Annotated in this window: 17 protein-coding genes and 1 pseudogene; 15 read left to right on the top strand and 3 right to left on the bottom strand. The window is 36.0% G+C overall.

Annotated elements, in window-relative coordinates; all coding sequences use genetic code 11:
* Positions 1-14 precede the first annotated feature (14 nt).
* Positions 15-404: a YutD family protein gene (locus tag HMPREF2937_RS11165; protein ID WP_002481624.1), complete on the top strand. Its 390-nt coding sequence runs from the start codon at positions 15-17 to the stop codon at positions 402-404.
* A gap of 54 nt (positions 405-458) precedes the next feature.
* Here the strand turns inward: HMPREF2937_RS11165 and HMPREF2937_RS11160 are convergent, their stop codons facing one another.
* Positions 459-752 carry a DUF3055 domain-containing protein gene (locus HMPREF2937_RS11160; protein ID WP_002481625.1) on the bottom strand — a complete coding sequence of 98 codons (294 nt, stop codon included), beginning with the start codon at positions 750-752 and terminating at the stop codon, positions 459-461.
* Between the two features lie 103 nt (positions 753-855).
* Here HMPREF2937_RS11160 and HMPREF2937_RS11155 point away from each other — a divergent pair, with 103 nt between their 5' ends.
* The 9 genes from HMPREF2937_RS11155 (at position 856) to HMPREF2937_RS11120 (ending at position 8,622) form a co-directional block, all read left to right on the top strand.
* Positions 856-1,290, top strand: a complete 435-nt coding sequence (locus HMPREF2937_RS11155) for a type VII toxin-antitoxin system HepT family RNase toxin (RefSeq protein WP_023016020.1) — start codon at positions 856-858, stop codon at positions 1,288-1,290.
* Positions 1,291-2,070 (top strand): TIGR01457 family HAD-type hydrolase, encoded by a 780-nt coding sequence (locus HMPREF2937_RS11150; RefSeq protein WP_023016019.1) that lies wholly within the window; start codon positions 1,291-1,293, stop codon positions 2,068-2,070.
* 8 nt (positions 2,071-2,078) lie between these two features.
* Positions 2,079-3,044 carry a 2-hydroxyacid dehydrogenase gene (locus HMPREF2937_RS11145; protein WP_023016018.1) on the top strand — a complete coding sequence of 322 codons (966 nt, stop codon included), beginning with the start codon at positions 2,079-2,081 and terminating at the stop codon, positions 3,042-3,044.
* Positions 3,045-3,469: 425 nt separating this feature from the next.
* On the top strand, positions 3,470-3,622 hold the full coding sequence (locus HMPREF2937_RS13350) for a teichoic acid D-Ala incorporation-associated protein DltX (RefSeq protein WP_002481629.1): 153 nt from the start codon (positions 3,470-3,472) through the stop codon (positions 3,620-3,622).
* Positions 3,623-3,638: 16 nt separating this feature from the next.
* Entirely contained in the window at positions 3,639-5,093 is a 1,455-nt protein-coding gene (gene dltA / locus HMPREF2937_RS11140; protein WP_070864589.1) for a D-alanine--poly(phosphoribitol) ligase subunit DltA, read from the top strand.
* The gene (dltB, locus tag HMPREF2937_RS11135) at positions 5,090-6,304 is read left to right on the top strand and encodes a D-alanyl-lipoteichoic acid biosynthesis protein DltB (protein ID WP_070864588.1); all 1,215 of its coding nucleotides are present in this window, start codon (positions 5,090-5,092) and stop codon (positions 6,302-6,304) included. Before dltA ends, dltB begins: the two co-directional genes overlap by 4 nt.
* Positions 6,305-6,325: 21 nt before the next feature.
* The gene (gene dltC / locus HMPREF2937_RS11130; RefSeq protein WP_002481632.1) at positions 6,326-6,562 is read left to right on the top strand and encodes a D-alanine--poly(phosphoribitol) ligase subunit 2; all 237 of its coding nucleotides are present in this window, start codon (positions 6,326-6,328) and stop codon (positions 6,560-6,562) included.
* A complete protein-coding gene (gene dltD, locus HMPREF2937_RS11125; RefSeq protein WP_023016015.1) occupies positions 6,559-7,713 on the top strand; it encodes a D-alanyl-lipoteichoic acid biosynthesis protein DltD in 1,155 nt (384 codons plus the stop codon). The genes dltC and dltD overlap by 4 nt, the downstream gene beginning before the upstream one ends.
* Positions 7,714-7,866: 153 nt before the next feature.
* Positions 7,867-8,622 (top strand): MerR family transcriptional regulator, encoded by a 756-nt coding sequence (locus tag HMPREF2937_RS11120; protein ID WP_070864587.1) that lies wholly within the window; start codon positions 7,867-7,869, stop codon positions 8,620-8,622.
* 61 nt (positions 8,623-8,683) lie between these two features.
* Here HMPREF2937_RS11120 and HMPREF2937_RS11115 read toward each other — a convergent pair whose 3' ends face one another.
* Positions 8,684-8,926: a NifU family protein gene (locus HMPREF2937_RS11115; protein WP_002481635.1), complete on the bottom strand. Its 243-nt coding sequence runs from the start codon at positions 8,924-8,926 to the stop codon at positions 8,684-8,686.
* 92 nt (positions 8,927-9,018) lie between these two features.
* On the opposite strand from HMPREF2937_RS11115, the gene HMPREF2937_RS11110 reads away from it, so the two are divergent.
* Positions 9,019-9,342, top strand: coding sequence for a YuzD family protein (locus tag HMPREF2937_RS11110; RefSeq protein WP_002481636.1), 324 nt, complete (start codon positions 9,019-9,021; stop codon positions 9,340-9,342).
* Between the two features lie 97 nt (positions 9,343-9,439).
* On the opposite strand, the gene HMPREF2937_RS11105 is transcribed toward HMPREF2937_RS11110, so the two are convergent.
* Positions 9,440-10,504, bottom strand: coding sequence for an NAD(P)/FAD-dependent oxidoreductase (locus HMPREF2937_RS11105; protein ID WP_002481842.1), 1,065 nt, complete (start codon positions 10,502-10,504; stop codon positions 9,440-9,442).
* A gap of 244 nt (positions 10,505-10,748) precedes the next feature.
* On the opposite strand from HMPREF2937_RS11105, the gene HMPREF2937_RS11100 reads away from it, so the two are divergent.
* From HMPREF2937_RS11100 to HMPREF2937_RS11085, 4 genes and pseudogenes are all read left to right on the top strand, one after another.
* Positions 10,749-10,985 (top strand): YuzB family protein, encoded by a 237-nt coding sequence (locus HMPREF2937_RS11100; protein ID WP_002481843.1) that lies wholly within the window; start codon positions 10,749-10,751, stop codon positions 10,983-10,985.
* A gap of 42 nt (positions 10,986-11,027) precedes the next feature.
* Entirely contained in the window at positions 11,028-11,387 is a 360-nt protein-coding gene (locus tag HMPREF2937_RS11095; RefSeq protein ID WP_002481844.1) for a HesB/IscA family protein, read from the top strand.
* A gap of 294 nt (positions 11,388-11,681) precedes the next feature.
* A pseudogene (locus tag HMPREF2937_RS11090) lies at positions 11,682-12,887 on the top strand (NAD(P)/FAD-dependent oxidoreductase).
* Between the two features lie 125 nt (positions 12,888-13,012).
* Entirely contained in the window at positions 13,013-14,497 is a 1,485-nt protein-coding gene (locus HMPREF2937_RS11085; protein WP_060804862.1) for a leucyl aminopeptidase family protein, read from the top strand.
* Positions 14,498-14,589 lie beyond the last annotated feature (92 nt).

The following is a 14,589-nucleotide window of genomic DNA, read 5'->3' as shown; positions in this document are numbered from 1 at the left end:
GATAGGTGACATACATGATAAAAGTAGGAGATAAATACTTCGAAATGATCGAACAATATCGTGATTGTTTCGATGAAGAACAATTTGCGAACCGTTATTCAGAAATACTAGATAAATATGATTTTGTAGTCGGTGACTTCGGCTATGAACAATTAAGACTCAAAGGTTTTTACAAAGACTCTAATAAAAAAGTAGAAATCAGTAAACGCTTTGCGACGATTCAAGATTACTTACTAGAATACTGCAACTTCGGTTGTGCTTATTTTATTTTACGTCGCATTCCTGAACGTGAACTGAAAAAACTGCGTGCACAAGAAGAAATAGAAGCCAATGCATCAGATAAATTACATGATGTTAAAATTGCGCCAAGTTTACCTTCTGACCAAAAACAAAAGGACAGCTGATCGATAGCTGTCCTTTTGTTATATCAATTTTAAAGTTGTTATTACTGTTTAATATTAGTACTCTCCACTATCAAATGTGCCACTAGGGATGACATCTTTTAAATATGCTGTCAGTTCTTCTCCCTCTGCTTCACTGACACCTAATGTATAAGCAATATAACCATCTTCTGCTAAGTCGTCTGGTCCAATAATTCCGAATTTGTTTGTCTGCATGTTAAGTACCAGTACTTTTCCGTAATGACGATTGGTTTGGAACATCATTAAATCATAACGACTTTCTTCTCCGACCATTCCAACATATTGTACATCAGCTTCTTCGTTATCATCGTATAAAAACATCTCTATCATGATTTCATTGACTCCTTTGTACATTCTCTTTTCTCAAGTATAAACAGAAATGATTTGTACTGCAAAGATGTGATATGATTGAGGGGATGAGGAGTTGAATAACATGTATTTTGTTGATAAAGATAAATTGACGTATAAGCTGAATTACTTACAAAAGTTAACAGAAGATTATTCAGAAAATAAAGAGAACCATTATGCATTTGAAAGAATTGCACAAATGCTGATTGAGTCTTCCGTAGATATCGGAAATATGGTCATTGATGGTTTTGTTTTAAGAGATCCAGGTAATTATAAAGATGTCATTGATATTTTAGAATTAGAAGGTGTGATTTCTAAAGAAACACAACAAGGTATCAATCAAACCGTAGATGTACGTAAACGATTTGTACATCAATATGATCAATTAGATACAAAAGATTTAATCCCTTTATTTGATGCTTCACTTAAAGACTATGAACGTTTTATTGATGAAGTCATCAATTTCTTAAACAATGAAAATGTACCCGTTACAGCATTTGGAAAAGGAGACCAGAAATAAATGAAACAATACAAAGGTTATCTGATTGACTTAGATGGCACAATGTATAAAGGCGCTGATGAAATTGACGGCGCTAAGCAATTCATTGATTATTTAAACCAACACGACATTCCACATTTGTATGTGACAAACAATTCTACTAAAGTGCCAGAAGATGTTGTGAAGAAATTAGCTGGATTCGGCATTGAAGCGAAACCAGAAGAAGTAGTTACATCTGCTTTAGCAACAGCACATTATATTAAACAAGAAAATGCGCAAGCTTCCATTTATGTCATCGGTGAAGGCGGACTTCGTCAAGCATTATTAAATCAAGGTTTAACATTGATTGATGACACACATGTGGATTATGTCGTAGTCGGTTTAGATACTAAAGTCGATTATGATAAATTCTCACAAGGTACACTCGGTGTGCGTAATGGTGCGAAGTTTATTTCGACAAACCAAGATATATCAATTCCGAATGAACGTGGTTTCTTACCAGGAAATGGCGCAATCACAAGTGTGATTACAACATCTACTAAAGTACAACCGACGTTTATCGGTAAACCACAGCCGATTATTATGGATATGGCAATGGATGTTATTAATTTGCCGAAAGAAGAAGTCGCAATGGTCGGCGATTTATATGAAACTGACATTATGTCAGGTATCAACGCAGGTATTGATACGATTCATGTACAAACAGGTGTAACAAGTAAGGAAGAATTAGCAGAAAAAGATCAACAACCAACTTACACATTCAAAGATTTGAATGAGGTAATCAAAGACTTAGAAGGGTAGGTGTTACGATGACCAAAGTGTTAGTGACACGTAAAGTACCAGATAAATTTATTCAACAATTAGAAGAATTTGCGGATGTGAAAATGTGGGATGAAGAATTCGTTCCGATGCCGCGCGAAAAATTCTTAGAAGAAATCAAAGATGCAGAAGCAGCATTTATCACGTTAAGTGAAAGAATTGATGAAGAAACATTAGAAGCGGCACCTAATTTAAAAATCGTTGCGAACATGGCTGTCGGCTATGACAACATCAATATTGCTTTAGCAGAAGAACATGGTGTAACCGTAACGAACACACCAGGTGTCTTAACTGAAACAACAGCAGAGCTCGGCTTCACATTAATGCTTGCGACAGCACGCAGAATCGTAGAAGCAGCAAAGTATATTAAAGATGATGAATGGAAAAGCTGGGGACCTTACTTGCTTGCAGGTAAAGATGTCCATGGCTCCAATGTAGGTATCTTCGGTATGGGTGATATCGGTAAAGCCTTTGCACGTCGCTTAAAAGGTTTTGAAGCGAACGTGATGTATCATAACCGCAGTCGTCACCGTAGAGCTGAAAAAGAATTAGGTGTACTCTATGTCTCATTTGATGAACTGTTAGAAAACAGTGATTTTGTCGTATGTACAGCACCTTTAACAGAGGAAACAAAAGATAAATTTAATGCGGCAGCCTTTAAGAAAATGCGTAATGATGCAATATTTATCAATATCGGCCGTGGTGCAACGGTTGTTGAAGATGACTTGCTGCAAGCATTAAAAGAGGGTGAAATCGGCGGTGCAGGTTTAGATGTATTCAGAGAAGAACCAATCCGTGCAGATCATCCGTTATTACAATTACCAAATGTTACTGCTTTACCGCACATTGGTAGTGCGTCAGTTGTAACGCGTGATAGAATGATTCAACTTTCTATTAATAATGTGAAATCAGTACTGCAAGGCCAACCGGCTATTACACCAGTTACTGATAAATAATAAACAGAAAAAGAATGCAGTGTACATACGAACAGTGTGTATCACTGCATTTTTCTTATTTTACATTTTAATTTTGTGATAGGGCTGAGGGCGGATGTGACAAGCAAATAAAAAGCATTACAATTCTGTTAGGGTGGAAAGGATTGTATTTCCAACCGAAGAGAAGTAAACTGTAAATGCTAAAATATTAGTGCATTTAATAGATATAAAACCGGCTGATAGCGCATTGGTACAGAACACCAAACTTGGTCTGTATTAATTATGAACAAATGAAAAAGATTGTATGGTTTTTCCAATATACAATTGAAAATACATGAGAAAAAGATTATAATGAATTATAATTTTGTTGAATTGGAGAAGACATTCAGCAGGAAGCATTGAGTCGCAAAAAAGAGAAAAAGATGACCGAGATAGAGGGGTGTAAGATGAAATCCAAAGAACAAAATACTACTTCAGAAACATTTAACAAATTAAAACCATATTTATTGACTGCTCTTTATTTAGCGATATTTATTACATTGTATTTGATATATGGCTCAGGAGACACACACAATAACTTTATATACAATGAATTCTAATTAAAGGAGTATAGTTATGACAGATATTATTAGTGTATTACGACATTTTGCAGATAAACAACCGGATACAGTGGCGGTAAGACACATCGATGATACTTTAACGTATCAACAATTAGATGAGAAATCTGACCAATTGGCTTCTCTTATCGAAGAGAGTCAAAAACCAGTTGTGTTATATGGCCATATGTCACCTTATATGATCGTAGGGATGATGGCTGGTATTAAAGCAGGATGCGGTTATGTACCGATTGATACTTCAGTACCTGAAGATCGTACGGCAATGATTATTGAAAAAACACAACCTGAATTTATTTTTGATGTATCAGAACAAGCATTAACTTTTGAACATGGCAAAGTCTTAACTGTCGAAGCTTTAGAAACAGCTTCAAATGCTTCATTTGAACCACGTATGCAAGCTGAAGATGTGGTCTATACAATCTTCACTTCAGGTTCAACAGGCGAACCTAAAGGTGTTCAAATTGAATATGCAAGCTTAACTGAATTTGCGACATGGATGAAAGATTTGAATCAATTCGGTGAAAATCTTGAGTGGTTGAACCAAGCACCATTTTCATTCGACTTATCAGTGATGGCAATTTATCCATGTTTAGTTACTGGTGGTACATTGAATTTAGTAGATAAAGACATGATTAAAAAGCCTAAATTGCTGAATGATATGTTACAAGCGACTCCAATCAATGTTTGGGTTTCAACACCTTCATTTATTGAAATGTGCTTATTATTGCCAACATTAGATGAAAAACAATATCCAAGCTTGAAAGAGTTCTTCTTTTGTGGAGAAATTCTGCCGCATCGTACTGCACAAGCGTTGCTTACACGCTTCCCATCTGCAGTAGTCTATAATACGTATGGTCCGACAGAAGCTACTGTAGCGGTTACTAGTGTACAGATTACACAAGAAATTTTGGAACGTTTCAACCCGCTTCCAGTCGGCCAAGCACGCCCTGGCACAACACTTTCTACAACAGAGGAAGGTGAATTGCTGATTGCAGGCAACAGTGTCAGCGCAGGTTATTTAAAAAACGAAGAAAAATCTAAAGAAGTCTTCAGTAACGTCGATGGCGTACGTGTCTATCGTTCAGGAGACAAAGCAAAATTTGAAGATGATCAATGGTTCATCCAAGGACGTATCGATTTCCAAATCAAAATGAATGGTTATCGTATGGAACTTGAAGAAATCGAAGCATTGTTGAGACAGTCAGATTTAGTGAGAGAAGCGGTAGTCGTACCGATTTATAAAAACGGCAAAGTCGTTCAATTAATCGGCGCAGTCGTACCGACACAAACAGTGGAAGACAATGCGCAGTATTCGCATGATCTTAAACAACAATTGAAATCCAGCTTACCCGAATACATGATTCCAAGAAAATTTGTATGGATGGATCAATTACCATTAACAAACAACGGTAAATTAGACCGTAAACAAATCGCTGAGGAATTGAATTCATGATTCCTTATGGTATGTTTAGTTTCTTCCTGATTGCATTTATTATTCTTATACCTGTTATTATCTTAGGTTTCTTAGGTAAGCGAAGCTATATTTATAATGGTATCAGTACAGCAATCATGGTTGTGATTATCTTTTCTTCCGATAAGTTGAACTTGTTCGGGCAGAAATATTTAAGTATCCAACTGATTAGCTTTATAATATATGTGGTTTGGCAAGCACTTTTAATTATGTGGTATTACCATTCGCGACCTAAGAAGAATACTTTCTTAAAATTCTTTATCGTGATGGCATTATCAATTTTGCCGTTAGCCATTGTTAAAGTATTGACAAGTACATGGCTCGGTGGTCAGCAAATTCAATTCCACGAACATAAATTAATCCAATTTGTCGGCTTTTTAGGTATTTCTTATGTTACCTTTAAAAGTGTACAGTTGATTATGGAAATTCGTGACGGTTCTATTAAAGAAATTAAGTGGGGGAAAGTTTTCCAATTCATTTCATTCTTCCCGACGATTTCATCTGGACCGATTGACCGCTATAAACGATTTGTAAAAGATGATAAAAAAGTACCGACTAAAGATGAATACCGTGGTTTAATCTTAAAAGCAGTGCATATGATTATGCTAGGGTTCTTATATAAATATATTATCGCGTATTTTGTGAATCAATACGGTGTAATGCCGTTGCAATTGCACTTACATGGTTTCACAAACTATTGGTTATATATGTATGCTTACAGCATGTATTTATTCTTTGATTTCGCAGGTTACAGTTTGTTCGCAATTGCGTTTAGTTACATTTACGGTATCAAAACACCGCCAAACTTTAACCAGCCGTTTAAAGCGAAGAATATTAAAGACTTCTGGAACAGATGGCATATGACGTTATCATTCTGGTTCCGTGATTGTATTTATATGAGATCGCTCTTCTACATGTCTAAAAAGAAATTATTAAAGAGTCAATTCGCAATGTCGAATGTCGCGTTCTTTATCAACTTCTTTATCATGGGTATCTGGCATGGCATCGAAATTTATTACATTGTTTATGGTTTATACCATGCGGCAGGCTTTATTGGTTATGGTTATTATGAACGTTGGCGTAAGACACATCCGCCTCGCTTTAATAACAAGTTCACAACAGCACTCAGTGTTATTATCACATTCCACTTTGTCACTTTCGGATTCTTAATCTTTTCAGGTAAATTGATTTAATAAAGGAGATTTAATAATATTATGGAATTTAGAGAACAAGTTTTAGACTTATTAGCAGAAGTAGCAGAGAACGATATCGTTAAAGAAAATCCAGATGTTGAAATTTTTGAAGAAGGTATTATCGATTCATTCCAAACAGTAGGCTTACTATTAGAAATTCAAAATAAATTAGGTATCGAAGTTTCAATTATGGACTTTGATCGTGATGAGTGGGCGACTCCTAATAAAATTGTTGAAGCTTTAGAAGAACTTAAATGAGTTCAAAAATAAAGCCATTTTTGCCGATATTAATCAGCGGTGCCATTTTTATTATCTTTGTATTGCTGCCAGCGAGCTGGTTTACTGGACTCGTTAATCAAAAAACACTTGCTGAAAATCGTGTGTCATTGACTGACCAAGTATTAAAAGGAACTTTAATACAGCAGCGTTTATTTAAACACAACGATGAATTTTACCCGATTTATGGTTCAAGTGAATTAGAGAAAGATGATCCATTCAACCCGGCGATTGCATTAAATTCACATAATGCATCACGTAAACCTTTCTTAATCGGTACCGGTGGGAATACAGATTTAGTCAATGGTATTGAACTTGCATCAAATTATGATGAATTAAAAGGAAAGAAAATTGCTTTCATTATTTCACCGCAATGGTTCACAAATCATGGTTTGACGAATCAAAACTTTGATGCACGTGTTTCCCAAAACCAAATCAATCAATTGTTCCACCAAAAAAATATGAGTGATGAACTGAAACAACGCTATGCGAAACGATTGCTGCAATTCAAACACGTCCACAATAAAGACTTTTTAAAAGCAACAGTAAAGCATAATGGCAAAACGGATGGCAATTATATTTCTAATTTTAAAGAGAATCAATTAGTTAAAATTGAAGCAATCAAAAGTTTAGCTAATTTTAAAGACGTTCCTTTAGAACATGTAAAACCTGTAACAAGTGAAAAAGCATCATGGTCAGAAATGAGAGATGTTGCGACACAATATGGCGAAGCGCATTCAAAATCGAATGAATACCATATCCGAGATAAGTATTGGAAATTAATTCAAGCGAATAAACGTCGTGTTAAACGTGACTATGAATTCAATATCAACTCACCAGAGTTTAATGACTTGAAATTACTTGTAGATACAATGAGAGAAGCAGGGGCAGATGTTGAATATATCAGTATTCCCGCAAATGGAAAATGGTATGATCACATCGGTGTTGATTTAGAGAAACGTAAACCTGTTTATGAAAAAATCAACCGTGTCGTTACTGAAAACGGTGGCCAAATTTATGACCTGACAGATAAGGACTATGAACCTTATGTCATCACAGATGCAGTCCACATCGGCTGGAAAGGCTGGGTCTACATCGACGAGCGTATCGCACAACACATGAAGGAAAAATAATGAATCAAAACGCAAATGGTATGTGAATATCATTTGCGTTTTTTAGTTTGTTAAAAATGTTGAAATTGATTGTTAAGATGTGAAAAATATTAGAAAATGAGTTGACCTTCACGTTACGTCAACCCTTAATGTAAGTATCAGGAGGTGAAAAACATGCAGTATACAGTAAGTGAGCTGTCTGAATTAACAGGACTAAGCAAACGGACGTTACGGTATTATGACGATATTGGTTTGTTTAAAGCACGTAGAATAAAAGAGAATGACTACCGTGTGTATCAATCAGAGGATATAGATACATTGTCTATAATCATGTTGCTACGTCGATTAGACTTTCCGTTATCGAAGATTCAACAAGTATTAGCACAAAATACAAATACACAACAGCTTTTAGCAGAACAAAAGAGACAGTTATTGGAGAAACAACAGGAAATTCAATCTTTAATTCAGTGGATTAATAAAATAGAACAGGAGGAAGTTATGATGCCAGATAAAGAAAAGTTTGAAGTGTTTAAACAAAAGAAAATAAACGAAAATCGTGAACAATACGGTGAAGAAGTGATCGAACGTTATGGTGAGGAAGCGTTAGGTAAGGCAGAGCATCACTTGAGTCATCTTTCAGAATTAGAATATGAACAAGCACAACAGCAAGAACAAATTATCAAAGAAAAACTAAATCAATTATTAGAACATAATCAAATTGATGTACAAGGTTCAGATGCTGAAGCGGTATTTAACGCACATCGTCAATGGTTGAAATTGATGAGTGGTCAATATAGTGAAGGTTATCATCAAGCTATGGCTGAGCTTTATATAACAGATGATAGATTCAAAAAATATTATGATGATTTAGTAGGTAAACAAGACGCAGCAGAATGCCTAAGTCAGATTATTAAAGCTTATACAAAATAAAAAGAAGCACAGCTGTTAAAACAGACTGTGCTTACCTCGTCATGCGATTTATTTAAGTTGATTAGAAGACTTGTTCTACTTCAACTACACCAGGTACTTCTTCAAGCAATGCGCGCTCGATACCTGCTTTTAATGTGATTGTAGAACTTGGGCATGTGTTGCATGCACCATGTAATTGTAATTTAACAATACCGTCTTCCACATCGATTAATGTACAATCTCCGCCATCTCTTAATAAGAATGGACGTAAACGCTCGATTACTACTGCGACTTGATCAAACATTGTTGTATTTTCAGTTGGCATGGATATATCTCCTTCCAAGTATATAATTTCATATTTTGCTTGTTTATTTATTATAATAGACTTAGAGAAAAAAATCTATGGAGGGGAACCAAATGACTAAAGTTAGCGTAGTAGTTTATGGGGCAGATGTAGTATGCGCAAGTTGTGTGAATGCGCCGACATCTCAAGACACGTATGATTGGCTGAAAGCCTTGTTAGAACGTAAATATCCTGATATCAACTTTGAATACACATATATTGATTTTGAAAAAGATACTGAAAATTTAACAGATCATGATCAACAATTTATCGAGCAAATTGAAAATGATGAATTATTTTATCCATTAGTTACAATGAACGATATGTATGTGGCAGACGGCTATGTACAACTTAAACCAATTACAAGATTCATTGATGAACATTTTGTAGCACAATAGAATCAACAGCTAAAACAAAAGAGGGCTTGTTTTAGTTTGAAAACGCTCAAGTACTGAAATACATGTACTTGAGCGTTTGTTTATAATCATCTTTTTATTAACCGTTATGATATTTATACAACCATAAGACACCTGATTTCAAAATAGAGGCGATGCGTCCTGTGAGTGGACGGTCCATCACATAAGCGAAACCTTGTTTGTCTCCAAGTGACCCTAGGAAGCCTTGTACTTTAAGTTCAGGCATTTTATCAGGTAATGCTTCACCTTGCCATTGTTTCTTCAACACATCAGCAATTTGGTCTCCTTGAACCTCAGCAAGTTGTGCACTTGGTGCATGCGGTAAGTTTGCGCAATCACCAACGACATAAACATTGCGATAAGTCGGTACTTGATGATATTGGTTAATAATCACTGCACCGTTTTTATTTACATCAACAGGTAAATTTCGCACCACTGAAACAGGTTGAATCCCTGCAGTCCATACGACTAAATCTACTTCTTCAGGTTCATCATGATTATAAATCAGACCTGGTTCTACTTTATTGATATTTGAATTCGGTACGACTGTCACGTTATGCTTACGGAACCACTTTTCAATAAAGCGACTTAATTTTTCTGGGAAACGTGCTAAAATACGTTCTCCGCGATCGTAAAGTTTGATGTCTAAATCTGAACGGCTTTCACGCAACTCACTTGCAAGCTCAATACCGCTAAGTCCAGCACCCACAATTGCGACTTTTGCCCCCGCTTGCAATTCGTTAATCGTGTGGTAAGTTTTACGAGATTTAGATAGTGTTTGAATACTGTAAGTGAATTCATCAGCACCTGGTACATTATGATACTTATCCTCGCACCCAAGTCCGATAATAAGTTCATCATAATCTACTTTGGTATCACCGACAGAAACAATTTGGTCATCTAAATCAATAGCTGAGATTTCCCCGTAAACAACATTAAGTTTCTCAGATTCCGGAAACTGTAATCGTACATCTTTATCTGATTTGGTCCCCGCTGCCAGAGCATAATATTCTGGTTTCAAACCGTGATAAGGCATACGATCAATCAAAGTGATAGTGTAGTCCTTTGGTAATGCATCTGGTAAAATATGCGATAAAACACGCATGTTACCATAACCGCCACCTAACATTACTAAATTCTTCATTCCGATAACCCCTCTTATCAAGATTTATATAACGCTGCATCACTGCTTGATGACTGAAAGCTATGTTGAATTGTAACCAACGTCATTTTAGAAGCTTTCTCTAAAAATACGCTTTCATTTATTATAATCTTTTTTCACATTTCAGACAAACAATGTTCTAAAAGGAAAAATTCTGTTCAAACCCAAGAGAAAGTCAGTGAAATATGTTATAATTGTATGACTCAAAAATATGAAGAGGTGCATTATGAATCCAATTGTAGAATTTTGCATTTCAAACATGGCAAAAGGCGGAGACTATGTATACAATCAGTTGGACCAAGACCCAGGTGTAGATGTCTTAGAATATGGTTGTCTGCAAAACTGCGGTGTATGTTCGAGTGGCTTGTATGCATTAGTGAATGGTGATATTGTTGAAGGAGATTCACCAGACGATTTATTGCAAAATATTTATAAGCATATAGAGGAAACTTGGATTTTCTAAGTTTTATTCAATAGAAAGACGTGTTACAAGGAGGAATATAATATGTCTACAGTGATTTTGACAGAAGCTGCAGCTTATGAAGTCAAAAGTATGTTAGAAAGCAACGATATGCCAGACGGATACTTGAAAATTAAAGTGAACGGCGGCGGTTGCACAGGTTTAACTTACGGCATGTCAGCAGAACAAGAACCAGGGGAGAACGATGAAGTTATCGAATTCTACGGTCTTAAAGTATTAGTCGACAAATATGATAAACCAGTACTTGAAGGTACAACAATTGATTTTAAACAATCATTAATGGGCGGCGGATTCCAAATTGATAATCCAAATGCGATTGCATCATGCGGTTGCGGCAGCTCATTTAGAACAGCGAAAGTAGCTGGACAACCTGAAGATTGTTAATCAATTTTCATTTATACAATTCAGAGTTGGGGATATTCCTCAACTCTTTTTTAGTTGGAAAATGTTTTTACTTTAAAATTCCAACTAACTATGACCATAATAAAGGTACTTGAGAATCAGTAAATTCTGAAATTATCAGTTGTTTTCTTAGTATTACCTTGAAAAAGTGTTTGGTTAATTATAGAATTAAGAGGAATGGCATTTGTCTTTATTTTGACATTTTTTCAATCAAATGGGGTATATATTAAGATAGCGTATACTAACAAAAATTTTAAGAAAGCATAGGTGAATAAAATGGCTGAAACAAAAAAAGTTATTGTTTTAGGGGCAGGTTATGCAGGTTTGCAAACTGTAACAAAATTACAAAAGATTTTACCAGCTGGCGAAGCTGACATCACTTTAATCAATAGAGATGATTATCACTATGAATCAGTACTTTTACATGAAGCATCAGCAGGTACTGTAAACTATGAAGATATTATCTTCCCAATCGAAAGTGTAATCAAGCAAGATAAAGTGAAATTCCTTAAAGCAGAAGTAACAAAAATCGATCCACAAGCTAAAGTAGTAGAAACAAACAATGGTCGTTTCAACTATGACATCTTAGTGGTTGGTTTAGGATTCATCAGTGAAACATTCGGTATCAAAGGTATGTTAGAACATGCTTACCAAATCGAAAACATCCACACTGCACGTGAATTATCTCGTCACATCTAAGATAAATTTGCGAACTATGCATCTTCAAAAGAAAAAGATCCTAAAGATCTTGCATTCTTAGTAGGTGGCGCAGGCTTCACTGGTATCGAATTCTTAGGTGAATTAACTGAACGCGTTGATGAATTATCAAACAAATACGGTGTAGACCGTGACAAAGTTAAAATCACTTGTGTTGAAGCAGCACCTAAAATGCTTCCAATGTTCGACGACGAATTAGTTAACCACGCTGTTAACTACTTAGAAGAACGCGGCGTTGAATTCAAAATCGGTACACCGATTGTTGGCGCAAACGAAAAAGGTTTCGTAGTTAAAGTCGGCGACAAAGAAGAACAACTAGAAGCGAACACTTCAGTATGGGCTGCTGGTGTACGCGGAAGCAAATTAATGGAAGAATCATTCGATGGCGTTAAACGTGGTCGTTTAGTTGTAAACCAAGACTTAACTGCACCAGGTTATAGCGAAACATTCGTAATCGGTGACGTATCAGCTTACATTCCTGAAGGTGAAGAACGCCCATTACCAACAACTGCACAAATCGCAATGCAACAAGGTGAAAACGTTGCTCAAAACATCAAAAATATCTTACATGGTCAACCTAAAGAGCCATTCAACTACGTAAACCGTGGTACAGTATGCTCATTAGGCGCTAATGACGGTATTGGTGTTGTTTACGGTAAAAATATCGTAGGTAAAAAAGCAGCATTCATGAAAAAAGTTATCGATACTCGTTCAATCTTCAAACTTGGCGGTATCGGCTTAGCATTCAAAAAAGGTAAATTCTAATATTAACCTAATATGATAATACGGCTATATGCATAAAAGCCGGCTAATATAGACTTTAAGAGGTTGGCAAAACTGTTGATAAACAGCTTTTACCAACCTCTTTTGTATCTTATGGAGGAGACATTATGCCAATACAAATAACATTTGACGAACAAAATGAATTAATCAGCAACACGTTAGTACTCGGCTTGCCAGATCACTTGAATCAATTAGGAACAGTCACAGTTCAAGGTCATGATTTATCGGATGCTTTAGATACATATAAGCACCACCATATGATTCATAGTGAAGTGGGTAAAGTCAGTTCGACGTTCTTTGAAACAGGAGATATTAAAGTTCGTTTGATTACGGTAGGACTTGGCAATTTGAAGCAGTTAGATCGTATTCAAATAATGAAAGTATACGGAAACTTACTGCAGTATTTAAAAGCAGAACATGTAACAGAAGCGGATGTATTATTCTCAACATTCGCATCAAAAGCGATTTCTAAAAATGAAATGGCTGAATTATTCGGCCTACAAGGTAAAAAAGCATTATATGTTTTTGATAATTATAAATCAGATAAGAAAGTACCGTATCACTTAAATCTAAAATTACATCAAGCAGAACCAGATGAAATTACTGCCATTAAAGATGGTGAAGTAGTTGGAGAAGGCATTAAAATTGCGAGAGATTTAAGTAATATTCCGCCTAACATTTTAACTCCTGCTTATTTTGCAGAACTTATTTCAGGTCATTTCGCAGAAACGGCAGTAGAAGTTGATGTGAAAGACGCAGAAACGTTACAAGCGGAAGGGTTCGGTTTAATCCATGCGGTCGGTAAAGGTTCCGCAAATGGTCCTAGATTAATCACAATGACTTATCAAGGTGCAGATGATCCTGACGCGGCACCAATCGCGTTAGTCGGTAAAGGTATCACTTATGATTCAGGCGGTTACTCTATTAAATCTAAACCTGGTATGCAAGAGATGAAATTTGATATGTGTGGCGCGGCAAATGTAGTAGGGATGATTGAAGCGGCACATCGATTAGCTTTACCTGTGAATATCGTAGGTATCATTGCATCTGCTGAAAATATGATTAATGAAGCGGCTATGAAACCAGATGATGTCTTTACAGCTATGAGCGGAGAAACTGTAGAGGTATTAAATACTGATGCTGAAGGGCGTCTCGTATTAGGTGATGCTGTTTTCCAAGCAGTACAACACGAACCGAAAGTGATTTTAGACTTTGCGACACTTACTGGAGCTGCTATTGCGGCACTCGGCTTTGATAAAGCAGCTGTCTTTAAAAATAATAACAACGCACCGTTAGATGCTATTACAGCACTGACACAACGTAATGGGGAATGGACTTATGAATTGCCTGTTACGGCTACTGAGCGCAGTTTAATCAAACGCAGTGAAGTCGCTGATTTAGTCAATCATACAAATGGCATGGGCAAAGCGCTCTTTGCGGCAGCCTTTATTATGCACTTCAGTGCTGGTACACCGCACTTGCATTTTGACATTGCAGGTCCAGCAACGACATCTAAATCAGACTACAATGGTCCTAAAGGGCCAACGGGTTATTTAATCCATAGTATAGTAGATTGGTTAAGACAATCTTAAAATTTAAATTACCATAAAATGCCTGTCTCAATTTTGATTGAGATGGGTATTTTATATTGTGTTAGAAATACATAATGTTGTATTGACATCTC

This window comes from Staphylococcus sp. HMSC061G12, assembly GCF_001838465.1.
GTDB lineage: Bacteria > Bacillota > Bacilli > Staphylococcales > Staphylococcaceae > Staphylococcus > Staphylococcus simulans.
Note: the sequence above shows the minus strand (reverse complement) of the source record. Positions and strands in the feature narration are given on the sequence as shown.

Bases quoted from the DNA above. Each gene is read 5' to 3' on its own strand.
- HMPREF2937_RS11120 (WP_070864587.1), top strand. From the start codon at position 7,867: ATGCAGTATACAGTAAGTGAGCTGTCTGAATTAACAGGACTAAGCAAA.
- dltB (WP_070864588.1), top strand. From the start codon at position 5,090: ATGATTCCTTATGGTATGTTTAGTTTCTTCCTGATTGCATTTATTATT.
- HMPREF2937_RS11105 (WP_002481842.1), bottom strand. From the start codon at position 10,504: ATGAAGAATTTAGTAATGTTAGGTGGCGGTTATGGTAACATGCGTGTT.
- HMPREF2937_RS11100 (WP_002481843.1), top strand. From the start codon at position 10,749: ATGAATCCAATTGTAGAATTTTGCATTTCAAACATGGCAAAAGGCGGA.
- HMPREF2937_RS11150 (WP_023016019.1), top strand. From the start codon at position 1,291: ATGAAACAATACAAAGGTTATCTGATTGACTTAGATGGCACAATGTAT.
- HMPREF2937_RS11160 (WP_002481625.1), bottom strand. From the start codon at position 752: ATGATAGAGATGTTTTTATACGATGATAACGAAGAAGCTGATGTACAA.
- HMPREF2937_RS11085 (WP_060804862.1), top strand. From the start codon at position 13,013: ATGCCAATACAAATAACATTTGACGAACAAAATGAATTAATCAGCAAC.
- HMPREF2937_RS11110 (WP_002481636.1), top strand. From the start codon at position 9,019: ATGACTAAAGTTAGCGTAGTAGTTTATGGGGCAGATGTAGTATGCGCA.
- HMPREF2937_RS11145 (WP_023016018.1), top strand. From the start codon at position 2,079: ATGACCAAAGTGTTAGTGACACGTAAAGTACCAGATAAATTTATTCAA.
- HMPREF2937_RS11095 (WP_002481844.1), top strand. From the start codon at position 11,028: ATGTCTACAGTGATTTTGACAGAAGCTGCAGCTTATGAAGTCAAAAGT.
- HMPREF2937_RS11115 (WP_002481635.1), bottom strand. From the start codon at position 8,926: ATGCCAACTGAAAATACAACAATGTTTGATCAAGTCGCAGTAGTAATC.
- dltA (WP_070864589.1), top strand. From the start codon at position 3,639: ATGACAGATATTATTAGTGTATTACGACATTTTGCAGATAAACAACCG.
- HMPREF2937_RS11165 (WP_002481624.1), top strand. From the start codon at position 15: ATGATAAAAGTAGGAGATAAATACTTCGAAATGATCGAACAATATCGT.
- HMPREF2937_RS11155 (WP_023016020.1), top strand. From the start codon at position 856: ATGTATTTTGTTGATAAAGATAAATTGACGTATAAGCTGAATTACTTA.
- dltD (WP_023016015.1), top strand. From the start codon at position 6,559: ATGAGTTCAAAAATAAAGCCATTTTTGCCGATATTAATCAGCGGTGCC.
- HMPREF2937_RS13350 (WP_002481629.1), top strand. From the start codon at position 3,470: ATGAAATCCAAAGAACAAAATACTACTTCAGAAACATTTAACAAATTA.
- dltC (WP_002481632.1), top strand. From the start codon at position 6,326: ATGGAATTTAGAGAACAAGTTTTAGACTTATTAGCAGAAGTAGCAGAG.